Annotated in this window: 26 protein-coding genes and 1 tRNA gene; 21 read left to right on the forward strand and 6 right to left on the reverse strand. The window is 37.7% G+C overall.

Going from position 1 to position 24191, the window contains the following annotated elements:
- Positions 1-118: 118 nt before the first annotated feature.
- The 8 genes from pabC (at position 119) to AC4CVF_RS02990 (ending at position 6982) form a co-directional block, all read left to right on the forward strand.
- The gene (gene pabC, locus AC4CVF_RS02955) at positions 119-940 is read left to right on the forward strand and encodes an aminodeoxychorismate lyase (RefSeq protein WP_336951751.1); all 822 of its coding nucleotides are present in this window, start codon (positions 119-121) and stop codon (positions 938-940) included.
- Entirely contained in the window at positions 933-1994 is a 1062-nt protein-coding gene (gene mltG / locus AC4CVF_RS02960) for an endolytic transglycosylase MltG (protein WP_336951750.1), read from the forward strand. The genes pabC and mltG overlap by 8 nt, the downstream gene beginning before the upstream one ends.
- A gap of 9 nt (positions 1995-2003) precedes the next feature.
- Complete coding sequence (gene tmk / locus AC4CVF_RS02965; RefSeq protein ID WP_419327170.1) at positions 2004-2603, forward strand: dTMP kinase; 600 nt, start codon at positions 2004-2006, stop codon at positions 2601-2603.
- Between the two features lie 339 nt (positions 2604-2942).
- On the forward strand, positions 2943-3368 hold the full coding sequence (locus AC4CVF_RS02970) for a PaaI family thioesterase (protein ID WP_336951748.1): 426 nt from the start codon (positions 2943-2945) through the stop codon (positions 3366-3368).
- A 468-nt stretch (positions 3369-3836) separates the two neighbouring features.
- Positions 3837-4817: a hypothetical protein gene (locus AC4CVF_RS02975; RefSeq protein WP_490788858.1), complete on the forward strand. Its 981-nt coding sequence runs from the start codon at positions 3837-3839 to the stop codon at positions 4815-4817.
- A gap of 4 nt (positions 4818-4821) precedes the next feature.
- Positions 4822-5703 (forward strand): arginase family protein, encoded by an 882-nt coding sequence (locus AC4CVF_RS02980; RefSeq protein WP_419820185.1) that lies wholly within the window; start codon positions 4822-4824, stop codon positions 5701-5703.
- Between the two features lie 106 nt (positions 5704-5809).
- Complete coding sequence (locus AC4CVF_RS02985) at positions 5810-6190, forward strand: hypothetical protein (protein WP_336951745.1); 381 nt, start codon at positions 5810-5812, stop codon at positions 6188-6190.
- An 18-nt stretch (positions 6191-6208) separates the two neighbouring features.
- A complete protein-coding gene (locus AC4CVF_RS02990) occupies positions 6209-6982 on the forward strand; it encodes an AraC family transcriptional regulator (RefSeq protein ID WP_336951744.1) in 774 nt (257 codons plus the stop codon).
- Between the two features lie 331 nt (positions 6983-7313).
- On the opposite strand, the gene nadB is transcribed toward AC4CVF_RS02990, so the two are convergent.
- Positions 7314-8957 (reverse strand): L-aspartate oxidase, encoded by a 1644-nt coding sequence (gene nadB, locus AC4CVF_RS02995; protein WP_419327174.1) that lies wholly within the window; start codon positions 8955-8957, stop codon positions 7314-7316.
- A gap of 225 nt (positions 8958-9182) precedes the next feature.
- Here nadB and AC4CVF_RS03000 point away from each other — a divergent pair, with 225 nt between their 5' ends.
- Positions 9183-10583, forward strand: coding sequence for a Do family serine endopeptidase (locus AC4CVF_RS03000; protein WP_336951742.1), 1401 nt, complete (start codon positions 9183-9185; stop codon positions 10581-10583).
- A gap of 89 nt (positions 10584-10672) precedes the next feature.
- Entirely contained in the window at positions 10673-11119 is a 447-nt protein-coding gene (locus AC4CVF_RS03005; protein WP_336951741.1) for an acyl-CoA thioesterase, read from the forward strand.
- A 609-nt stretch (positions 11120-11728) separates the two neighbouring features.
- Here the strand turns inward: AC4CVF_RS03005 and AC4CVF_RS03010 are convergent.
- Positions 11729-12139, reverse strand: a complete 411-nt coding sequence (locus AC4CVF_RS03010; RefSeq protein WP_336951740.1) for a winged helix-turn-helix transcriptional regulator — start codon at positions 12137-12139, stop codon at positions 11729-11731.
- Between the two features lie 97 nt (positions 12140-12236).
- Here AC4CVF_RS03010 and AC4CVF_RS03015 point away from each other — a divergent pair, with 97 nt between their 5' ends.
- The 10 genes from AC4CVF_RS03015 (at position 12237) to AC4CVF_RS03060 (ending at position 20783) form a co-directional block, all read left to right on the forward strand.
- Positions 12237-13067, forward strand: coding sequence for an enoyl-CoA hydratase/isomerase family protein (locus AC4CVF_RS03015; protein ID WP_490788859.1), 831 nt, complete (start codon positions 12237-12239; stop codon positions 13065-13067).
- 261 nt (positions 13068-13328) lie between these two features.
- Positions 13329-15146: a translation elongation factor 4 gene (gene lepA / locus AC4CVF_RS03020; protein WP_004717093.1), complete on the forward strand. Its 1818-nt coding sequence runs from the start codon at positions 13329-13331 to the stop codon at positions 15144-15146.
- A gap of 21 nt (positions 15147-15167) precedes the next feature.
- Positions 15168-16022, forward strand: a complete 855-nt coding sequence (gene lepB, locus AC4CVF_RS03025) for a signal peptidase I (RefSeq protein ID WP_336951737.1) — start codon at positions 15168-15170, stop codon at positions 16020-16022.
- A gap of 309 nt (positions 16023-16331) precedes the next feature.
- Positions 16332-16706, forward strand: coding sequence for a DUF4845 domain-containing protein (locus AC4CVF_RS03030; RefSeq protein WP_336951736.1), 375 nt, complete (start codon positions 16332-16334; stop codon positions 16704-16706).
- On the forward strand, positions 16678-17370 hold the full coding sequence (rnc, locus tag AC4CVF_RS03035) for a ribonuclease III (protein WP_004717088.1): 693 nt from the start codon (positions 16678-16680) through the stop codon (positions 17368-17370). The genes AC4CVF_RS03030 and rnc overlap by 29 nt, the downstream gene beginning before the upstream one ends.
- 5 nt (positions 17371-17375) lie before the next feature.
- Positions 17376-18404, forward strand: coding sequence for a GTPase Era (gene era, locus AC4CVF_RS03040; RefSeq protein ID WP_004823128.1), 1029 nt, complete (start codon positions 17376-17378; stop codon positions 18402-18404).
- A gap of 20 nt (positions 18405-18424) precedes the next feature.
- Positions 18425-18616, forward strand: a complete 192-nt coding sequence (locus AC4CVF_RS03045) for an NF038104 family lipoprotein (protein WP_336951733.1) — start codon at positions 18425-18427, stop codon at positions 18614-18616.
- 11 nt (positions 18617-18627) lie between these two features.
- Complete coding sequence (recO, locus tag AC4CVF_RS03050; protein WP_336951731.1) at positions 18628-19347, forward strand: DNA repair protein RecO; 720 nt, start codon at positions 18628-18630, stop codon at positions 19345-19347.
- A gap of 31 nt (positions 19348-19378) precedes the next feature.
- Positions 19379-20104: a pyridoxine 5'-phosphate synthase gene (pdxJ, locus tag AC4CVF_RS03055; protein WP_419359455.1), complete on the forward strand. Its 726-nt coding sequence runs from the start codon at positions 19379-19381 to the stop codon at positions 20102-20104.
- A gap of 34 nt (positions 20105-20138) precedes the next feature.
- Positions 20139-20783 carry a MiaE family protein gene (locus tag AC4CVF_RS03060; protein WP_336951728.1) on the forward strand — a complete coding sequence of 215 codons (645 nt, stop codon included), beginning with the start codon at positions 20139-20141 and terminating at the stop codon, positions 20781-20783.
- A gap of 97 nt (positions 20784-20880) precedes the next feature.
- Here AC4CVF_RS03060 and AC4CVF_RS03065 read toward each other — a convergent pair whose 3' ends face one another.
- Together AC4CVF_RS03065 and AC4CVF_RS03070 are read right to left on the reverse strand one after the other, a co-directional pair.
- The gene (locus tag AC4CVF_RS03065; protein ID WP_419359456.1) at positions 20881-21066 is read right to left on the reverse strand and encodes a hypothetical protein; all 186 of its coding nucleotides are present in this window, start codon (positions 21064-21066) and stop codon (positions 20881-20883) included.
- 132 nt (positions 21067-21198) lie between these two features.
- Positions 21199-21274 (reverse strand) — tRNA-Asn (locus tag AC4CVF_RS03070).
- A gap of 246 nt (positions 21275-21520) precedes the next feature.
- Between AC4CVF_RS03070 and AC4CVF_RS03075 the strand changes: the two genes are divergently transcribed.
- Positions 21521-22000, forward strand: a complete 480-nt coding sequence (locus AC4CVF_RS03075; RefSeq protein ID WP_419327179.1) for a hypothetical protein — start codon at positions 21521-21523, stop codon at positions 21998-22000.
- A gap of 32 nt (positions 22001-22032) precedes the next feature.
- Here the strand turns inward: AC4CVF_RS03075 and AC4CVF_RS03080 are convergent, their stop codons facing one another.
- Together AC4CVF_RS03080 and AC4CVF_RS03085 are read right to left on the reverse strand one after the other, a co-directional pair.
- Complete coding sequence (locus AC4CVF_RS03080; RefSeq protein ID WP_419820187.1) at positions 22033-23469, reverse strand: cryptochrome/photolyase family protein; 1437 nt, start codon at positions 23467-23469, stop codon at positions 22033-22035.
- Positions 23470-23578: 109 nt separating this feature from the next.
- Positions 23579-24061 (reverse strand): FKBP-type peptidyl-prolyl cis-trans isomerase, encoded by a 483-nt coding sequence (locus tag AC4CVF_RS03085; protein WP_004717066.1) that lies wholly within the window; start codon positions 24059-24061, stop codon positions 23579-23581.
- Between the last annotated feature and the right edge of the window lie 130 nt (positions 24062-24191).

Here is a 24191-nt window from a genome sequence, read left to right on the forward strand (position 1 = left end):
ATAACGCTAGTCTTTATCCATAAAAAATAATAAAAAACGAATTTTATATGAATAAAAAAGAAAAAGAAAATACTTATATTGCTTATAGTATTCGTGCAAAGTCATAGGAAACTGCTTAATGATCTGTTTTAAAAATGCTCAATTTGTTGATTCTATTTCACTTTTAGATCGAGCATTTCATTATGGAGATGGTTGTTTTACTACAGTCCGATTACATCAAGATGTTATGGAGTTGGAACTTTTACATCGTGCTCGATTGAAGCTAGCGGCTGAACGTTTGTTTTTAGATGTGAATTTCGAATTGTTGGATCAGACCCTACAAGGTTTAAGACAAAAAAATGGAATATTGAATGGAACATTGAAAGTGATTATTAGTCGGGGAGATGGTGACCGTGGTTATGCAATGCCCGAGCATGAAGCAGACCTTTATGTGGTCTATTATCCAAAAACAACTGCGTGCTTCCAGCCTGAATTAATTCAAAGTGGTGTATTAGATCAGGCGATTGGCTTATTGATGCCAAATTTGGTGGGACTAAAAACCTTAAATCGTTTAGAACAGGTACTACTCAAAAAAGAAGCTCAAGCAAAAGGCTGGTTAGAAGCATTAGTTACAGATGTACAAGGTTCAGTTGTTGAAGGTGTGAGCAGTAATTGTTTTATTCGAATAAACAATAGATGGATTACGCCTGAACTTCGTTATAATGGTGTACATGGTGTGATGCGAGCCGAAATTTTGTCACGGATGCAACATTATGGCGTCACTTGTGAACAGCGTTTTATCGATATGGATGAAATTCAACATTTTCAAAGCCTATTCTTTTGCAATGCACTCAGTCCAATGAAAGCAGTCGAAACGTTGAATCATCAACATCTAGACACTCAATCCTGTGTTGAGTTATTTAATACTTTAAATTTAAGTCAGTTTAATTCTCATGTCTAAAACCAAACCTAAGCCAAAGTCTAAAAAGAAAACTCAAGCCCAAGTGAGCAATAACATTTATAAAGGCATTGCAATCGTTCTGGTTATTTTTTTTCTCATAACTGCAATTATTTTAAAAATGAGTATTTTTAAAGAATATCCAGTGACAGGTCAAAAACAAAAGCTGTCTATTTCAAATGGTGAAACCTATACCGGTTTTATTGATCAATTGGCCAAAGAGGATAAGGTCAGTTTTCCGATTATTCTTAAGCTCTATCGTAAGATTTTCATCCATGACACCATGAAAGCTGGTGTGTATGAAGTGACCAAAGGGATGAATGTACGTCAAGTATTAGAAATGGTTTCTAATATTGAAAATGCTCAGATGAGCCGACTTTTAGTGATTGAGGGAACAACATCCAAGCAATTAATTCAGTCATTGCAAAAAGATCCATTGGTTGAAAAATCAGTGATCCAACTTCCCCGTAGTGAAATGCTGAAAGCTTTAGATATTCCTTATGATCACCCAGAAGGTTTATTTGCACCTGATACTTATTTCTTTGATAAGGGTGCAACGGATAAGCAAATCTTGACTGATCTTTACCAACGTCAAATGAAAATTTTAGATGAAGCTTGGGAAAAACGCGCGCCAGACTTACCTTATAAAAATAAATATGAAGCCTTAATCATGGCATCGATTATTGAAAAAGAAACTAGTGTAGACAGCGAGTTACCTCAGGTTTCAGGTGTGTTCTATCGTCGTTTAAAACTGGGCATGCGTTTACAAACCGATCCTACCGTGATTTATGGGATGGGTGATAAATATACGGGTAAAATTTCTAAGCAGGATTTACGTACACCGACTGCTTATAATACATATACGATCAATGGTTTACCGCCTACACCGATTGCTTTACCTAGTAAAAAAGCCATTGAAGCGACGATGCATCCAGATCACTCTGAAAACATTTACTTTGTTGCCACAGGTAATGGTGGGCACAAATTTACAGCCAATCTGAATGATCATAATCGCGCAGTGCAAGAATATATTCAAGTTATGCGGTCTAAGAATTAAGGAATGAGCATGTTTATAAGTTTTGAAGGTACTGAAGGTGTAGGAAAAACCACGCTCATTCAAAAGTTATTTGATTACTTTCAACAACAAGGTCAACAGGTTGTTTTAACACGTGAGCCTGGTGGTACGCCCTTAGCTGAACAAATTCGTTCATTATTGCTGTCTGTCAATCATGAAGAACAGATGAGTAATGACACTGAGTTATTGCTGATGTATGCAGCACGAGCACAACATTTGGCAACTGTGATTTTACCTGCATTGGCAGAGGGTAAAATTGTACTGTGTGACCGGTTTGTCGATTCAAGCTTTGCTTATCAATGTGCTGGTCGCGGGTTAAGCCGAGATAAGTTACAACTGCTCAATGAAAATTTTGTTTCTAAAATGCCAGATATTACTTTTTGGTTGGATGCACCAATTGAATTGGGAATGAACCGTGCACGTGCACGCGGTGCCTTAGACCGCTTTGAACAAGAAAAAGTGGTGTTTTTTGAATCGGTACGTAGTGGTTTTTCTGAAATACATCTTCGCGATTCTCAGCGAATGAAACGTTTAGATGCAACTCAAGCACCAGCGCAAGTATTTGCCGAGGCGTTGAGTTATTTAAAATAAGTGCCAATCAATCCTCTAAATAAGTTCAGTTGAGCAATTTTCGAGTTTCATAACGCAGACTAAGATAATTTTAGTCACAACCCTGAGCAAGAACAAAGCACTGCTTTGTTTGCAGCGCAAGGCGCAGTGGGGGGACTTAAGTGTTTTTTGTCACTACTTCGTTACCTTGCGAAACGATGTTTCTCATCATTTAGAATGACTAAATTTCGTATTTCGTGCCTAGTATTGCCTAAAAAACACTTATAGTCGTAAACATAGACGAATTGTCAACGGCCCCTAGTGTTTTGAACCGAAAAAGTCTTTATATTGTTTTAGGTCATGGATATAAAGACTTTAATTATGAAAAGCTCGAAAGCTGAAATCGTAGAATTCTTACAGCAATTTTTTTCACCTAGCTTACAACGTTGTGAAATTGAAGAAGTAACCGAAAAAGGAGCTTCATTGGTTTGGCATGTCAGTGATCAAGATATACGACCAGGTGGAACTGTTTCAGGTCCTACCATGATGGCCCTAGCAGATTTTGCACTGTATGTTGCGATTATGGGTGAAATCGGTTTAGTGGGTTTGACGGTCACAACCAATATGAATATTAATTTTTTACGCAAACCAACAGGTGGTGTTGATATTCGCGGCGTGTGTAAATTGATGAAAGTGGGTAAAGCTTTAATTGTGGGGGAGGTCTGGATTTATTCTTTGGATTCGGATGATCCTGTTGCTCATGTGACAGGAACTTATTCTGTTCCACCACAAAAAAAAATCATTTAGGGGTTTTAAAATACCTGTTGGGTGATTTTTTATAATCCCTAGCAGTTTTCTGATGGTTTTTAATGATCACTATTTTTACTGATGGTTAGCTTGTTTTGATCATCAATCTATATTTTTGGTTCAAGCATCATTAACAATAGACTTTTTACGTTCGTTCTTTTTTAAAGCATAGATCATCATACAATCCCCTTATTCTAGCCTTCTCCCAAAGGGAGAAGGGGCTTTCGATAAAAAGTCTAATTCACTCAATATGGCCATTTTTGATTGATGAAAGATCGTTGATGGATACTTAAATCATGAATGTGAGCATGAGTATCAAAAAGAATAATAAATAATCAATTGTATTGATTGATATAGATGTAATTACAACTTGAGTGATATATTGAGTTCTGCAAGGGATAATGCTAATTTATTCATAATAAATAGTTGATTTAAAAATATTAATATAGATTGAATGGAATAAAGAATATGTCATCAGGTCATGAAGTCGTAGATTTGTTTAAGGAACGGGTTTTTCCTTTATCAGATAAATTGACGGAGATGTTAAATGAACACTATTCACATCAAACTGAGCGCCGTGGTTGCGGTTATACGCAGGCTACACGAGTATTGGCTGATTACATTAATTTTCCGCGTGATCAAATTGAAGCAACTGATTTAAAAATATTTAAAGATTATGATTTTAAGAAGTTAAAAAAAATCATTGAGCAAAAAAATGCTTATGGTTTAGAGATCGATGATTGGCATAACTTAGATCAAAATAAATCGATTCAAAATTTTCTTACTGAAGCCAAAGATGATGAGTTTAAAGTCTTAGTTGAACAAGAAGTTGCAATTCAAGCAAACTTGAGACGCTTATCGCAACAAGCACAATTAGAAGAAAGTAATGTTATTTGCGCTATGTTGGAGGATGTGATTTTACCAAAAACAGCAGATGAAACAGGTTATGTTGAAATTCCGACGCTAGAGGGCAAGCCTAAAGTGGGCTCATGTCCCATGGCAGAAGCATTTTTCTTAAAGATTGCCCATCGCTCCATGTTAAGACAAGGCTCAATTAATATTTTTGTAGATGATCAAAATCGTCCGTTATTGATTGAAAAAATGAATATGGGAGATAATCATTCGTGTATAAATTTACAACCTTTATTGATGAATGGGATTCGTATTCCGATTGGTTCCTTATTTTCTGTCGATTATGATATCGAACAAATTGCAAACAAAGTCCCCAATCAAGAGTTTAAAGGTTATATTATTCCTTATAAAGAGATTCAAGGTTTTTGGTTCTTGCGATTAACCACTTTAGCCATTTCACCTGAGAATCGACAAAGGGCATTTACGACACATTTTGAACAACAAGTGAATAATGGACTGTTTAGTCCGGACACAACACTTATAAAACAACTCAATGATGTTGCAAAATCACAATTGAGAGCACTCATTCTCGGATAGTTTTATGTTAAATGTTTGTTTCTCTCCACGCTATTTTGCTCAAACACATACCAATAGCATGGAAAAACTTGTTGCAGTCGCAGAGCAACTACAGCAATTTAATCATTATAAATTTCATGAACCACAACAAATTGAACCAGAGATTTTAAAAGCCTTACATTCTCCTAAATATGTCGAGGCTTTTTTAACTGGGCAACCAGCAAAACTTGCAACTTTTGCTGGTTTTAAGCCTTGGAATGAACAATTAAGAGATGCGGTACTCTCCATCAATGCTGGGCAATTGTTGGCAACTGAACTGGCGCTCCAACATGGAATTGCTGCCAATATTGCGCAAGGGTTTCATCATGCAAATTATGAATATGGTGGCTCATATTGTACTTTTAATGGTTTGGCACTAATTGCACAACATTATTCAAATAAGCGAATTTTTATTTTGGATTGCGATCAGCATGGTGGTGATGGAACGGCTGACTTTACTCGTAGATTGGATAATTTATATAATTTTAGTATTTACGGTTTGGCTTTTGGCTACCCCACGTATGAGCGAGCGGAAAGTCGTCACATTCATACCAAGCATGGAAGTTTTGCTCAATATACCATGGCATTGCATGAAGCATTTCAGCGAGCGAATGAGTGGAAAGCAGATATTATTATTTATCAAGCGGGGATGGATTGTCATCAAGCAGATCCTTATGGTTCAGCATGGTTTACGACAGAGTTAATTCAAAAAAGAGACGAAATGGTGTTTAACCTAGCCAAACGTGAAAATATTCCGATCATGTTTGTACTTGCAGGGGGCTATCAGAATTTAGACGATTTAGCAAAATTACATGCTGAAACTTTTCATATAGCACATCGTATTTATTATGGAAAAAATAAAGATTAGACTCTTTTAAAATTGGCTGGAATACCGTATTTATTGGCTGAATTTAGTAATGTGCAATCTGTATAAATTTATACAATGATAATTATTCTCATTTAAGGAAATTATCATGTTTATTCAAAATTTAGAAAACTTTCCAATCGTTCGTATTAGTTATCAAGCTGAAGATGCAGTTTCAGTTGATGAAACAATTGCAATTTATGAATCATTATTGAGTCGCAAAGAAACTTTTGTTTTTATCAGTGAAGGCGCTTTTCCTGAACAAAAAAATGATCATGAAGAACGCAAGCAAGTTGCAGCATGGGTAAAAGCAAAACGTGAAAGTTTAACCCAATATGTGAAAGCATTGATTCATATTGAACCTGATGAAAATATTCGACTAGAGGCGCAAAAATTTGCCAATAACTTTATTAAGTTTACAGGTTACCCGATGTTTATTGTAGACAATCAACAACAAGCACAGAAAGTTATCAACGCAGTTTTAAAGTGATAAATGTATAGGTAAACCATGCTTGATAATGTGGATGCTTTTTTTGTAGATCAAATAGACCAAGCAATTATTGTATTAAAAATACATCAGCAAGTTCCTGATTGGGAACTTGCATCACATCAGCATATAAAAAGCCAATTAATGATGACCATCAATGGCTTAATTACTGTGGAAACACCATCTGGAATTTGGGTTGTTCCAGCGCAACATGCTTTATGGATTCCATCAAATGTGTCACATAAAGTCAGTAGTTATGGTATCTCCTCTGGCTATGTTGCATTTATTGATCCCCAACTTGATCATTTCTCAGAACTCACTTGCACTATGTTACAGGTGACAAATTTACTTAATGCGCTATTGGAAAGAGTTGAAAGCTTGTCTGAGAAGGTACTTTCAGAAAAAGGCTTACGTTTACATCAATGTTTGTTAGACGAAATTCAATCGGTTGTAAAGCCAACATTTTTTTTACCGATCCCGCAAGATCTACGTTTAGTGAAAATGACTGACAACTTATTGAGGAACCCTGAGCAAAATCAAAGTCTAGCTAAATGGGCAAAGTTATGCTGTATGAGTGAACGCAGCCTTACACGCACTTTTCATCAAACAACAGGGATGAGTATTAATCAATGGCGAAGAAAGTTACATGTTGTATTGGCATTACAGTGGTTAACTGAAGGGAATTCGGTTCATCAGGTTGCGATGAAATTAGGCTATGATAGTGATAGCTCATTTATTATGATGTTTAAGAAAATAATGCATCTTTCACCTCGAAATTATATGCAGCAAACATAACTTTTTATTCTCAAATAGAAGACCTAATAGCATTAAAGATTTTGCACATGTCTCATGTTAGATTGAAAACTTTAAATTGATTTGCGTAGATGTAGATGATGCCTCACTTTTCAGAGATAAAAATTAAAAATAATTTCTTTAGCAATAGATACACTATCCCTTATGGATTTTGAACTAGTCTCGCGCTTCACGTGCATGCTTTATGATGTATACCTTTCATGCTCAATTTTAATTCAGAATGTAGACCATGTATGGAAGGGTAATAAACTCTAATATCCTCATATAAAAATAGCCAGAATCATCTGGCTATTTTTCAAGATTTCAAGGAGTTTTAAACTTCTTCATTTACCAGGGGTGTTTCGACAGTAAAGTTTGGCGGTGTTAATACCGTTTTTCTTAATTCAGGGGAAAGCTCTGGATAATCAAGCGTATAATGCAGGCCTCGTGATTCCTTACGTTGCATGGCACAACGAACAATCATTTCTGACACCATGACTAAATTACGCAGCTCAATCAAGTTCTTACTGACATGATAGTCCTGATAATATTCTGTAATTTCTTTCTTCAGCATTTCAATACGATGCAATGCACGTTGTAAACGTTTTGTTGTTCTTACAATCCCGACATAATTCCACATGGTTTGACGCAGTTCATCCCAGTTTTGCAGAATGACAACATCTTCATCAGGATTGGTCGATAGTGAAGCATCCCATTCAGGTACAGTGGGTATGTCAAAGTGATGATTAAATTTTGCTTCAATGTCTTTAGCAGCACTCATACCATACACAAAGCATTCAAGTAGTGAATTGCTCGCCATACGGTTAGCTCCATGTAGACCAGTATAGGATGTTTCACCAATCGCATATAAACCAGCTAAATCAGTTTGGCTATTTTCATCGACAACCACACCACCACAAGTATAGTGCGCTGCTGGGACAACAGGGATCATATCCTTGGTGATATCAATACCAAGTTCCAATAAGCGTGCATATAAAGTAGGAAAGTGCTCTTTGACAAATTCAGCAGGTTTATGACTGATATCTAACCATACATGACGGATACCTAAGCGTTTGATTTCATAATCAATGGCGCGTGCAACAATATCTCTTGGAGCAAGCTCTGCACGTTCATCAAAGCGCAACATGAAGCGTTCACCATCGGGTAAACGTAAATATGCACCTTCACCACGCATTGCTTCCGTGATCAGAAATGAGCGTGCTTGAGGATGATATAAACAAGTGGGATGGAACTGATTAAACTCCATATTTGCCACACGGCAACCTGCACGATATGCCATGGCTATACCATCGCCTGTGGCAATATCAGGATTTGATGTGTATAAATAAGCTTTCATTGCACCACCACAAGCAAGGGCAGTAAAGGGCGCTAAAAAGGTATGAACTTTTTCATTGCTTTCATCAAGTGCATACAGACCAACCGAACGATTAGGTTGTTGTTTATGTCCTAATTTATGTGTGGTGATTAAATCAATCGCAATATAATTTTCAAAGATATGAATATTTTTCTTTTCTTGAGCCCTTTGAACCAGTGTTGTCGAAATGGCCTTACCTGTTGCATCTGCTGAATGAATAATACGACGTTGCGAATGTCCACCTTCACGGGTCAAATGTAATTGTTCATCCTGATCTAATGTAAACTGCACACCATGGTGGAGTAAGAAATCGACAGAAGGTCGCCCCCCCTCGACCGTATGTTTAACTGCTTCAAGCTCACATAACTGTGCGCCTGCAATCATAGTGTCATCAATATGCTGTTGAATGGAATCTGTTTCATCAAGTACAGCAGCAACACCACCTTGTGCAAAATACGTGCTTGCATCGGTTAAGGTCGATTTCGCTAAAACAGCAATATTAAAGTTTTCAGGCAAAGATAAGGCTAAACTTAAGCCAGCACCGCCGCTCCCTACAATAACCACGTCAAATTGATGAGTTGTGCTTAAATTAGACATGTCCATCAGCTAATTTGAAAAATGTTTGCTAATAACACTCTTTTTTTTAACAAATTACAATAGTCACATGTGTCAGATTTTAGTATAAATAAGATATTCTAAGGCTTTTAAGATAAAATTAAGTAAAGTCTTGTTTTATAAAAAAATGTAAACATATTTTTACGTATTTATATTAAATAATATGTTACAAATATTTTTAAGCAATCATCATCAGATACAGGTTCGTGAGAAATGAGTAATGGTCTAATGCAAAAAGGAATGTATGCAGCAGTATTTACTGTCGCTGCGGCAACATCACAAGTTCAAGCTTCAACGCCTGTGGATTTTTCTAACTTGGTTGAACAAGTCAGTCCAGCTGTTGTTAGTGTTAATGTTGTTAAAAAATTATCTCAGGAAGAGTTGTTACAACAGCAAGTCCCTGAAATTTTAAAGCGTTTCTTTGGTAATCAAATCATTATTCCACAACAACGTGCGCCACAAGAAAAGACCGCGTATGGTAGTGCATTCTTTATTAGTAAAGATGGTTATTTACTGACAAATCACCATGTGGTTGAAGATGCATCTAAAGTAACAATTATGCTGAACGATCGCCGTGAAATTGATGCAAAAGTGGTGGGTAGTGACGAACGTACTGATGTCGCTTTGCTTAAAGTTGAAGGAAATAATTTCCCATCATTATCTGTGGGTAATGTAGATCAACTTAAAGTAGGGCAACCTGTTCTTGCAATTGGATCACCATTTGGTTTTGATTATTCAGCATCAGCAGGGATAGTCAGTGCTAAGTCACGCAATATGATGGGTGAAACATCGGTACCATTTATCCAAACTGATGTCGCGTTAAATCCAGGAAACTCAGGTGGTCCATTATTTAACCAACAAGGTCAGGTTGTCGGTGTAAACTCACGTATCTTTAGTGGTACTGGCGGTTATATGGGCTTGTCATTTTCTATTCCAATTGATGTTGCAATGGATGTTGTTGATCAGTTGAAAAAGAATGGTAAGGTTACCCGTTCTTATCTTGGTGTAATGTTACAAGATATCGATCGAAACTTAGCTGAAGCCTATAAATTAGATAAACCAGAAGGTTCACTGATTACACAAGTTGCGCCAAATTCACCTGCAGAAAAAGCGGGCTTTAAATCAGGCGATGTGATCCTAAAATATAATGGATCACCAATTTCACGTACTTCAGAATTATTGAACTATTTGAATCGTACTCAGCCAAATCAATCTGTTAAGCTCGAAATTTTACGCGATGATAAACCGAGAGTGATTACAGCAACTTTAACCGTTGCACCTGATGATACACCTGCAAAAGTTGATAACACTAACACTTCAGCTAAGCCAAATAAAGGGCCTATCATCGGTGTTGCGATTCGTGCTTTAACTGAACAAGAAAAGAATCGTTTAAATGTTAAAGGTGGCGTGTTTATTCAAGATGTGACCAGAGGCGGCTTAGCTGCACAGTCACGGATTTTACCTGGTGATGTAATCACACAAGTAAATAACAAGAAAGTAAATACACCAAATGATTTTGTTGATGCAGTGTCTGAGCTACAGAAAAATACGGTAGCACGTGTAGCGATTGTTCGTGAAGGACAACATGCTATGATTGGATTACGTATTCAATAAATACAACTGATCAGAATCAGCCACTCAAAGAGTGGCTTTTTTATGTCAAACTTATGCGGATGATTTAAAAGTGCAAAAGGAATGATGAGATGAGTTCAGTATTTGATTTAAAAATCAAAGTAAAACCAGAGCATATAGATCTCTTAGGTCATGTAAATAATGTGGTGTATGTACAATGGATGCAGGATGTTGCCTCTGCACATATCGAAACATTAGGTGTTGGCTTAGATCAATACTTAGAAATGAAACATGCAATGGTTGCAGTAGAACATCATGTTCAGTATCGCAAAGCAGCGATGTTGAATGATGATATTATTCTGAGAACTTGGCTATATGAGATCAATGCACTTTATTCTTTTCGTCAATACGCTTTTTTTAATGCTAAAGATCTTAGCTTACTCTTTACTGGTAATACCAAATGGGCATGTATAGAAATCGCTTCAGGGCGTCCAAAACGGATGTCTCCAACTTTTATTCAAGCCTATCAACCAGTTGATCCTGAAGTAGATCCTTTTGATTTAAGCTCGATAGTTTAAACACAATAAAAAATTTAAAGTTTAGAGTTAATCAGTTGCTATTATATATCGAAGTAGAATTATAAAACTTAAATAAATCGGCATGCATGAATCTGCTTCGATATTTGCGTTCTAAACTGTTGGTAGAAATATTAAATAGCCAGACTACAGAGTAAATATCTATTTACTTTTAATATTAAATTTCTTACTTTGTTCTGAATTAAAAACTTAAAGCGAATTAGATTAACCATTTTTACAACTCGGTGCAGTCAATAGTCAATTTAAAATAGTTGATCTCAATTTGTATAATTAGGTTCGTTAAAGTATTTAATAATAATTTTAAGAAAATCAATCCTAATCAACCAAATAATGTCACAATCGTTTCTAGAATTATGCTGATTAGCAAGGGATTGTTGATTGAATCTGATGTAAAAAGTATTGAGTATTATTGTTTATCAAATCAATAATTCTAAAAACGTCTATAGATATGTAGGTTTTTTATATGCATATCTCAGGATAATATATAATAATCAATAGTTTAATTTGAGTGGTTTTTTAATGTCTAAAGGAAAGCGGGATAAATTAAGTAAGCCAAGCTCAGACACTGTTTGTAGCCATCTCCCCCGTATTTTATTTTGGAGTAACGGGTGACTCCTTCGTGAAATTCGAGCCAATTACATCATCACACTCATCATAGCGAGATTGGCAAGCCTGAATGCTTTCCATATTCTCTACAGTCCAGTCGTAGAGCGCGTTAAAAGGTAGTTTGAGTGACTTACCTAGTGGTGTCAAAGCATATTCTACACCTAGGGTTTTACCGTCTATGACAGTGCGTGTCACCATACCATTGCGCTCTAACTTACGAAGTGTCTGTGTCAATACGCGCTGGGTAATACCTTCGAGGCGACGCTTAATGGCGTTGAAGCGACGTGGTTCATGTAAGACAATCAAGACCAGCATTGACCATTTGTCTGCGATTTGATCGAGAATAGCGCGGCTAGGACAGTCGGCACGGTAGACTGGATCTAGGTCAAGGTTCATTGGTATGCTCCAACATACTTAGGATGCTTAAGGTGCGTAATTGACACCTAGTATACATAAGATACCATGATTATATACAGCTAAATCAGGGTACATTATGAATATTTCCACTTATTCTACACTTCACATTGAGCATGATGGTGGTGTGGCTACTGTTACAATCAATAATCCGCCAGTCAATGTGTTGGATGTTGCTGTGATGAGCGATATCCAAAGTTTTCTCACTCAGATGCGTGATGATCCACAAACTCGCGTAATCGTTTTCCAAAGTGCTGATCCAGAGTTTTTTATAGCTCATGTAGACATGACACTGATTGATGAGCCGCATGCTTTCGATGAGATAGCCAAGAATGCTCCTGATGGCTTGAACCCATTTCAGGCTTTGGGAGAGATGATTCGGGCACAACCGCAAGTGACAATTGTCAAACTCGAAGGTCTGGCGCGGGGTGGTGGTGCTGAATTCGTGGCGGCAGTGGATATGACATTCGCCGCCATTGGTCGTGCAGGACTCGCTCAATGTGAGGCATTGATGGGTATTATTCCCGGTGGCGGTGCCACTCAATATCTTTCACAGCGAATGACGCGGGGACGTGCGTTAGAAGTAATACTTGGTGCGGATCTCATTGATGCGCTGCTGGCAGAAAAATATGGGTGGGTGAACCGTGCACTTCCTGCAAACGAGTTGGGTGCATTTGTTCGCCGTCTAGCCAACAATATTGCTGCTTTGCCAGAAGGTGTTATTTCCGCTGCAAAGAAAGTCGTTAAACCAGCGGATTTGAGAGAGGGTTTGTTGCGAGAGCATCAGGAATGGGCAGGTCTATTTGCGCTTCCTGCTGCTGAAAAACGAATACGTGGCGGTTTGCAGGGAGGTGCTCAAACAAAAACTGGCGAATATGATTTGGAGCAACTACTTCGCGAACTATCTTAATTAGGAGGTATTATCTTCATCTGCAACGCGTCATCTTATTGGTGGCTTTGGGATGAATCTAAATGGGGGAAATAATTTTAGTTGTTTTGTAATGACGGTTTTTACTATTTAATTAATAGTATCTGAATTTATCAAAGCCTCACTATATTTTTGACCCTGTTCTGCTTATACTGTGCAGCAATTAAGATATTTCATTTTTTGCACGTCATAAGTACTTTTGATATTGAGTACATGATCGTGTACATATTTTTAGAGTAGTGTATGGCAGTAGCTAAGAAATCCGTTAATATCAACAATATACGTAATTTTTCCATTATCGCTCATATCGACCACGGTAAATCGACACTTGCAGACCGTTTCATTCAAATGTGTGGTGGATTGCAAGACCGTGAAATGCAGGCTCAAGTCCTTGACTCTATGGAGCTTGAGCGTGAACGTGGGATTACCATTAAAGCGGCTTCTGTAACCTTGTATTATACCCATCCAAATGGGCAAGAGTATCAATTAAACTTTATTGATACACCTGGGCATGTGGATTTCTCTTATGAAGTATCACGCTCACTTGCGGCTTGTGAAGGTGCGTTGTTGGTTGTCGATGCTGCACAAGGGGTTGAGGCGCAATCTGTTGCAAACTGCTATACCGCAATTGAGCAGGGTCTAGAAGTATTACCCGTCCTGAATAAAATCGATTTGCCACAAGCAGAACCTGAACGAGTTATTCATGAAATCGAAGAAATTATCGGTATTGAAGCAACACATGCACCAACATGTTCAGCAAAAACAGGTCTAGGTGTAGAGTCTGTTTTAGAGACATTGGTTGACATTATTCCCGCACCGCAAGGTGACCGTGATGCACCTTTACAAGCCTTAATTATTGACTCTTGGTTTGATAACTATTTAGGTGTTGTATCACTTGTTCGTATCAAGCAAGGTCGTGTGCGTAAAGGTGATAAAATGTTGATGAAATCAACAGGTCAATCGCACATTATCACTTCAGTTGGTATTTTTAATCCAAAACATACCGATACCGGTATTTTAGAAGCGGGTGAAGTTGGCTTCATCATCGCTGGGATCAAAGATATTTTTGGTGCGCCTGTTGGTGATACGATTACTTTGGCAACGACTCCTGATGTTGCGACTTTACCGGGTTTCAAAAAGGTAAAACCACAGGTTTATGCGGGTTTATTCCCAATTGATGCTAGTGATTTTGAACCATTCCGTGAAGCACTACATAAGTTACAGATTAACGATTCTGCGTTGTTCTTTGAACCCGAAAGCTCCGATGCTTTAGGTTTTGGCTTCCGTTGTGGCTTCTTGGGAATGCTACACATGGAAATTGTACAAGAACGTCTAGAGCGTGAGTATGATTTAGACTTAATTAGCTCTGCGCCAACCGTAATTTATGAAGCATTGATGAAAAATGGCGAAACGATTTATATCGATAGCCCATCTAAAATGCCTGATGGTTCAACGGTTGAAGATTTACGCGAGCCGATTGCTGAATGTCATATCTTAGTGCCTCAAGAATACTTGGGTAATGTCATGACTTTATGTATCGAGCGCCGTGGTGTGCAAAAAGATATGAAATTCTTGGGTAATCAAGTATCTATTACCTTTGAAATTCCAATGGCAGAAGTGGTTATGGATTTCTTTGATAAATTGAAATCTTGCTCACGTGGTTTTGCTTCACTGGATTACAATTTCGTGCGTTTTGAGAGTTCATCTCTAGTTAAGGTTGATGTGTTAATTAATGGTGATAAGGTTGATGCTTTGGCAATGATTTGTCATCGTAATGATGCGCGTCACCGTGGTATCGCTTTAGTTGAAAAAATGAAAGATTTGATTCCGCGTCAAATGTTTGATGTAGCGATTCAAGCTGCAATTGGTGCACAAATCATTGCACGTTCAACAGTTAAAGCGATGCGTAAAAACGTATTGGCTAAATGTTATGGTGGTGACGTTTCTCGTAAGAAGAAACTGTTATCGAAACAAAAAGAAGGTAAGAAACGCATGAAGCAAGTGGGTAGTGTTGAAATCCCACAAGAAGCGTTCCTTGCTGTGTTAAAAGTAGAAAGATAAAAACTAGAGGTCTTATTGCTCATGGATTTTGATTTTAATTTAATTCTCGTTCCTGCAACGCTTATATTTTTTGGGCTATGGTTACTGGATAAGTTTGTACTGAAACAACGTGCAACCAAAGGTAAGGGGAATGAAAATGTCATTATTTCATGGGCATATGATTTCTGGCCTGTTCTAGCAGTGGTTTTGGTATTGCGTTCATTCTTATTTGAACCGTTTAATATTCCTTCTGATTCTATGGTACCCACTTTAGAGACGGGTGATTATATTTTGGTGAACAAATTCCAGTATGGGGTACGTTTACCGATTACCAATACCAAGATTATTGATATTGGTGAGCCACAACGTGGTGATGTTGCTGTTTTCCGTTATCCAGAAAACCCTAAAATTAGCTACATCAAGCGTATTATTGGTTTACCAGGTGACCATCTTGAATTCAATAATGGTCAACTCACAATCAATGGCAAAAATGTTGAGCAAGTACCTACTGAGTTTAGTCGTGAAAAAGATATTTTAGATACGCCTAAGTCAATCTACTATTATGAAACGATGGGTACACATAAGCATTTAGTCCGTCTGTTGGAAGGCCAAAACACGTTGGTTTCAGCATTTAATTATGCACAGAAGAAACAAGACCTACCATATGTAGCAACAGCAAATGATCGCTTTGTAAAATCCAATGGTCAAAGCTGGGAAGTCACTGTTCCAAAAGGTCAATATTTTGCCATGGGTGATAACCGTGACCAAAGTGCAGACAGTCGTTTTTGGGGCTTTGTACCTGAAGAAAATTTAACGGGTCATGCAATATATGTATGGATGCATAAGGAACCTGGTTTTAAAATTCCTTCATTTAGTCGCAATGGTGCTATTAACTAATCGACTACAATTTACAAAATCAAATAAAGGTCAATTTATGTTGACCTTTATTTTTATCTGTTAAAGCTATCAAGTTGCCTTGATTTATAAGAAAAATGAAATAGAACAAATGATTTAAACTAGCAACTTGATGCAGTTTCAAGGATAATAGCGCGGAAAAGTTTTTTATCACACCAGGGGTTGCAGTGGATAAAAAATTTATAACAATTGAAAATGATTAGTTGAATTGCATCACAGTATTTGACTCAATTATATGATTATTTTCAATTGCGATTAAAGATTATTCATTCTTACCTGTTGGATAAAAAAATGCGTAAAAATCAACAAGGCGCTTCATATATTGGAATTTTATTGGGGATAATTGCCTTAGCTTTTATGTTGAAAATCATAGTTGCTGTATGGCCCTTATACTGGGATGATCGTGTGATTAACAATCAAATTGTAGAGCAAATAAATAAAAGCTCTACTGATATCACGCCAATGAAATTTGCAACAGAAGTTGATAAACGGTTAGAAATGAACAATATCCGAGATACTAAATTTGAGGATATTGCGACTGTATCAACTAAAGATGGTTTACAAGTGACTAAAAAATATGAAGTACGGAAAAATTTCATGCTGAATATAGATTTAGTCCTCACTTTCGAGAAGAGTTTTGATCAAAGGTCAGTTGAAAGTAAGTGATCCTCGCTTACAGAGTAGAATCGGTTACCAGTTTAAACAATACGAGTTATTACAACTCGCACTGACTCATCGCTCGGTGAGTCATAAATATAACTATGAGCGCCTAGAGTTTTTAGGTGATGCATTGTTGGGTATGATCATCGCAAATTACTTATATCATGCATATCCTCATGAAAATGAAGGACGTTTGACGCGTATGCGTGCAACTTTGGTACGCCAAGAAGCACTGGGTAAAATTGCAAATGATTTAAAGTTAAGTCAAAGTTTAATTTTAAGTACAGGTGAATTGAAATCAGGCGGTCATCATCGTGAGTCAATATTAGCGGATACTGTTGAAGCAATTATTGGCGCGATTTATACCGAAACACGAGATTTGCCTTTATTGGAATCGATTGTTTTAAAATGGTATGAACCCTATTTAGACCATATCGAACCGACAGATCAACTCAAAGATCCAAAATCACGTTTACAAGAATATCTACAAGCTCGTAAAAAGCATCTCCCAGTTTATGAGGTCGTAGATATTCAGGGTGATGCACCTAACCAGCATTTTAAAGTAGAATGTACAGTAGATGGCTTGCCTAAAATGATGGGTGAGGGATCAAGTCGCCGTTTTGCAGAACAAGCAGTCGCGGCGGATTTTTTAAAGATATTGGAGCAGTAAACTGCATGAGTACACATTCCGATCACAATGATGCTGATCACGAGCCGTCTGAAAACGGTAATGAGTTAATTAATCAATTTTTTAGCTCGCAAGGTACAGAAATCCCTTCGGATTATCGAAGTGGATTTGTTGCAATTGTAGGACGTCCAAATGTGGGTAAATCGACATTGATGAACCATTTATTGGGTCAAAAGTTGTCAATTACTTCACGTAAGCCACAAACGACACGCCATAAAATCATTGGTATTGATAGTCGTGAAAAGTCTCAGGCTGTATTTGTTGATACACCAGGGATGCACAAGAAAGAAGTGCGTGCGATTAATAAAATGATGAACAAAGCTGCACATTCTGCCTTACGCGATGTCAATTTGGTTCTATTTGTTTTAGATGCCCAGAAATGGACGCCAAATGATGACTTAGTTTTAGAGAAACTACAAAATGCAGAAATGCCAGTCGTTTTGATTATCAACAAAATCGATACTTTAGAAAATAAGCGTATGATTTTACCGTTGATTCAAGAACGTGCGAAGTTGATGAATTTTGCTGAAATTGTTCCTGTTTCTGCCTTACGTGGTGCAAACTTAGATCATTTGCGTGAAGCGATTGAAAAGTATCTGCCATTTCAGCCACCATTGTATTCTTTAGAACAGTTAACTGACCGTTCAGAACGTTTTCTTGCCAGTGAAATCATTCGTGAGAAAATTATGCGTCAGTTGGGCGAAGAACTTCCGTATGATTTAACGGTTCAAATTGAATCATTTAAAACAGAAGAAGCAACAGTGAATGAAAAAACTGGTCGTCCTAAAGCAGCATGTACTTATATTGATGCCACAATTTTTGTTGATCGCCCTGGCCAAAAAGCCATAGTGATCGGTGAAAAAGGTGCTAAGCTGAAGAAAATTGGTATGGATGCTCGTGTTGACATGGAAAAAATGTTTGAGCAAAAAATCATGCTAACACTTTGGGTGAAAGTTAAAGGCGGTTGGTCTGATGACGAACGTGCTTTAAAAAGTTTAGGCTACAGCGATATTTAATTGACTTTTTGGGAACTGAAATGATTCGAGTTATAGCAATTCTTGCTTGCATAGTCATGTTACAAGGCTGTATCACTAAAATTGTGACAGTTCCCGTCAAAGTTGCGTATAAAACCACAAAAGGCGTGGTTAAAGGTACAGCTGCGGTTGTAGGCGCTGTTATCCCTGACGGGGATGATGACGATGATAAGAAAAAAGAAAAGGATGATTAAGTTCAAGCTAGATGCGTAATGAAATCTTGCATGGTTATTTAATCCATCATCGAAAATACAGAGAACGTAGTCATATTGTGCACTTATTTACACAAGAGCATGGTCGTGTCGACGGTATTCTTAGACAAACCCCACCACCTCAATATCAACCGATTACTTTACAAGCGTCGGGAAAATCCGAGCTTAAAAACTTTTCAAAACTCGAAATACTCAATCAACCGATTTTCTTTTATGGAGATGCTTTCTTTTCAGGCTTTTATTTAAATGAACTGCTACTTCGTTTATGTCCGCTTGAAGAAATGATGTCTGAAACATTTCAGCAATACCATTTAACCTTACAGCATTTACAAAAATTGGCTGAACATCCACAAGCAGATTTATTTCTCCGACAAATTTTACGCCAGTTTGAACATGCACTGTTAGAAGAATTGGGTTATCCACTGGATTATGAGCATGATTCAAATCAACAAGAGATTATGCTGACCCAACGTTATCAATTTCAATTGGCGGAAGGCTTTACACCAGTGTCATATACTTCGTCTGGGACGTTGCTGGGGCAACAAATTCTAAGTATGGCAAATTATGAAAAGGGTAGGGATTTTAGCCCAGAACAGTTACAATTATTGGCTAAACTCTATCGACAAATGATTACTTCACTTTTAGGTGATCGACCATTAAAAAGTCGTCAGCTTTGGGTTCAAAACGCTCAATCTAAAACCTTGAGCCGTTAATTTTATTTTATTGGTGAATTAGGAGAATGTTATGGCTGCATTGCTAGGTGTAAACATTGACCATGTTGCGACACTCAGACAAGCACGTGGAACAACTTATCCTGATCCTGTGAAAGCTGCATTAATTTGTGAACAAGCAGGGGCGGAAGGGATCACTTTACACTTACGTGAAGATCGTCGTCATATTCAAGATGATGATGTGCGCCGTATGCGACCTGTATTGACCACAAGAATGAACTTGGAAATCGCTGTAACAGATGAAATGGTTGCATTTGCAAAAGAGATTCAACCACATCATGTTTGTTTTGTGCCAGAGAAACGTCAAGAAATCACGACAGAAGGTGGTTTAGATGTGCTTGGACATTTTGAAGATGTGAAAGCCGCGACTCAGGCATTAACTGCGATTGGTTGTGATGTATCTTTGTTTATTGATGCTGATCTTGCGCAAATTGATGCTGCTATTGCTTGTGGTGCACCAACCATCGAATTGCATACAGGTGCTTATGCAGACGCTAAAAATGCTGAAGCTCAACAGATTGAACTAGAAAGAATTATTAAAGGTACAAAGTACGCAGCATCTAAAGGTTTGGTCGTCAATGCTGGTCATGGTTTGAATTTGGACAATGTGGCTGCAATTGCTGCAATTCCACAGATTCATGAACTCAATATTGGACATTCGATTATCGCCGAAAGTGTTTTCGTCGGTTTGGAACAAGCAGTGAAGGACATGAAGGCCGCACTTCATGCAGCTGGTTAATTTAATTTTTGATTTACGTTGTTGAATATTGATCATGTCGAATATGAATTATGATGAACTCATGCAACCTGTGATTGCTTTTTTAGGCTGTGAAACGCCAAAGGCATGGTTGGATGAGGCATTGAACAATCTCCCATTGCTCATGCAAGATCATGCGAATTGTGAAAAGAAAGCGGCGGGAACAGCAATGAACTTGATGTTCCGTTACAGTTTTTTTACCGATTTGCAGATCAAATTAGCACAACTTGTTCGTGAAGAAATGTTGCATTATGAACAAGTGTTAGAGTTTATGAGCAAGCGTGGTCAAGAATGGAAAGGTCTGAGTGCAGGTCGCTACGCAGGTGGTTTGCGTAAGGAAATTCGTACTTATGAACCAGAAGCTTTGATTGATATTTTGGTGATTGGGGCGTTTGTTGAAGCACGTTCTTGTGAACGATTTTATGCTTTAGCACCATTGGTGGATGACGAGCTGGGTCGATATTACCGTTACTTGTTGAAATCTGAATCTCGTCACTATGAGGACTATTTAGCTTTGGCTTTAGATGTTGCTAAAACTGCCAAATTAAAAGATCCAGAAGAGGATATTGAGCAACGTATCGAATTGATTCGTGAAGTAGAGAAGGATTTGATTTTAACGCCTGATAAGACCTTCCGTTTTCATAGTGGTGTGCCAGCTTAACTATCATCTGATTAAAAGCTGAATTAAAAAATAGACCAAAGCATTGCTTTGGTCTATTTCGTTGTACTCTTTAATAAAATCAGATGAAATTGTTGCTTTAGGCAGTTTCGATACCTGTCCAGCCTGTATTTGGATAACGTTCATCCTGTATCTGATCAGGTGCAAAAAGTTGATCAAGTTGTAGAATTTGTTCATTCGTGAGGCTAAGCTGATTGGCTTTAAGGTTGTTCTGTAAATAATTTAAATGAAAATACGAATTGAGAGAACTTATATTCTTGTGCATGGGTTTTTTGACAGGTTGGCTATATGTCGTTTTTAGAAATGAAAGTAGCACATAAAACTTGTCTATTTGTTACACCCAGTGTCGAGTTCTGAAATAAAAAAAGCCCACTTATCAAAGTGGGCTTTTAGAATTTGGCTCTCCAACCTGGGCTCGAACCAGGGACCTGCGGATTAACAGTCCGTCGCTCTACCGACTGAGCTATTGGAGAATCTGAATGCGATTATAAGGATATATCTTTATGGGTCAAGCCTTTCCTGTCATCTTTTCTTCATTTGTACACTGTATGGTTTTTATTTGAGCAATCTATCGATAAATTAAAAAAATTGATTCTTACAGTTGCAATAGTGAAACGGTCTTGTTAGATTAAAACCATAAAGAGTGTTTAAGTTTGACTTAAACAGTGTGGATTTAAAACCAACTTGCCAGCACTAAATGGCTAAATAGGAGACAGCGAATGAATACGCTTACTATTTCTCAAATTTTTGAAAACTTCTTATTTTATCAAGAAAACTACCTTTCAATCTTGCAAGATTCTGAACAATATTTTATCCAAGTTGAACAAGCCTATTTAGATGTTTGGCCATTTACTGAAAAAAAACTGTATTTGGGCGATCTGTTGCAACTATGGTTTAGTGAAAAATGGCTGATTAATACACCATGTCGATTATTAAATTCATCCAGTCAGGTTTCATCAAGTTCAGACACGCAAGCTACTCAAAAACCAGTTCAACGTACACAAGATTTTTATCTGTTCCAATTGAGTGGAAGTACCTTATCAGGTTCTAATCACGCACAAATTTGGTCAGTTTCAGAACAAAAAGTGCTTTATGTTTCTTTGGATCGCATCTTTAAATATTACTGCTATTTTGAATCGATTGAACGCCCAAAAAACCATCCTCAAAACCCGTTTAAATTGTATCAGCAAGCGATTTAATCAAACCATTGAGAACGCTTTTAAGTGTGACTTTAAATCTGCTTAAAAGCTTCAATTGCTCGAATACGACTTTGCTTTAAATCCACAATTGGCTTTGGATAGTTGAGCTCTATATTGGGATTTTTTGCATAAGGTTCATGAATGGTTTTTGCGTCTAAATGTGCAAGTTCTGGAACCCATTTTCGAATGTAATCACCTTGTGCGTCAAATTTCTGCGATTGGCTGATAGGGTTAAAAATACGGAAATAAGGTACGGAATCTGTTCCTGTGGATGCACACCATTGCCATCCTCCGTTATTGGCAGCCAAATCCCCATCAATAAGGTGTTGCATAAACCATTGCTCACCTAAACGCCAATCAATCAATAGGTTCTTGGTGAGAAACATGGCGACAACCATGCGGATCCGATTATGCATCCAGCCTGTGTAAAGTAACTGGCGCATACCTGCATCGACGATAGGAATCCCTGTCTGACCAGTTTGCCAAGCGCTTAAATCATTTGGAGCATTGCGCCATTGTAGCTGCTGTGTTGGCATTTTAAAGGGCAAGTGCTTTGACACACGAGGGAAATCAAACAGGATATGCTGATAAAACTCACGCCAAAGCAGCTCATCGAGCCATGTTTGTTGACCAATATGATCAATAAAAAAATGTCCAAATTGTGCTCGAAAGAGGGCATTGAAACACTGTCGAATTGAAAGGATGCCTATATTTAAATAGGCTGAAAGCTGGCTGGTAGCTTCAATTTGGGGGAAATCACGCTCGAGTTGATAATGACGGACTTTGTTTTCAATAAATTCATCCAAGACATACAAAGCATATTGTTCGCCAATTTGCCACTGCTTGTTGATCTGATTCGGATCGAATTTAAAACCAAGCTCGGCCAAAGTTGGCAGGCTATTGTTATTCAACTTGCCTACGTCTATTGTATCATTTAAGGCTTGAGTCTCAGGAATAGGGAAGCATTGCGGGATTGAAATACTCAGTTGTTCATAGCAATATTTTTTAAATGGGCCAAAAACTTGATAGGGTTGATTGGATTTATTTCGAATTGAACCCACAGGGAACAGCGTGCGATCATGATATAAAATCAAATCACGCTTACTTTGATTCAGTTGTGTTTGAACTTGAAAATCTCGATTTAACTCATTGACACCGCACTCGATATTGGCATGTACATTTTCAATTTCCAGTTTTTGGCACAGTTGATTGATCTCGGTTGGAATGTTTTCCCATAAGGGGATGTTGCAAATAATTAGCGGAATTTGAATGGAAGCAAGTTCTTGCTGGATGGCTTTAATTTGACGTAAATAGAAATCAAGCTTAATTGGTGCATCGTCATGCATCTGCCATTGTTCAGGTGAAAGAATCACAAGTGCAATCACAGGGCCACTTTGTGCCGCATGCCATAGGGCAGTATGATCTTGTATACGCAAGTCTTGACGGAACCAAAGAAGTTGTTTTTGCATAGGATTTATCAGAATAGACTCAATTGCACTAGATTTTAATCAATTTAAACGGATACATATAAAAAAGGCAAAGTAAAAACTTTGCCTTTTCGATCAGATCAATCAGATCTTAGTGGTGATGACCACCTGCACCGTGTACATGACCGTGCTCTAATTCTTCTGGAGATGCATCACGAACTTCTGCAATTTCAACTTCAAAAGTAAGATCTTGGCCAGCTAATGGGAAGTTAGCATCAACGATGATGTTGTCGCCTTCGATTGCTTTAACAGTAACGATTTGAACACCATCATCAGTTTGAGCTTGGAACTGCATACCAGCTTCAATGTTCTCAACACCTTGGAACATTTGAGCAGGAACTTCTTGAACGAGGTCAGGGTTGTATTCGCCATAACCTTCAGCAGCTGGAATAGTGACTGTAAATTTGTCACCTACAGTTTTACCTTCTAAAGCTTTTTCTAAACCCGGAATGATGTTACCTGCGCCATGTAAATATGCAAGTGGTTCACCTTGTGATTTATCGAGAGTTTCACCCTCAGCGTTAGTCAGCGTATAGTGGAAAGAAACCACGTTGTTATTTGCAATAGCAGTCATGTTATTGATCCATTGGGTAATCGATAATTTTAAGGCTACATCATAAAGTGAAAAGCAATTTTTGTAGACTAAAATTACTAAAAAATTGCATTTTCATCTGTATTTTGACCATTTTTTCATAAATATGGGC

The sequence above is a fragment of the Acinetobacter sp. LipI_19 genome (assembly GCF_058242925.1).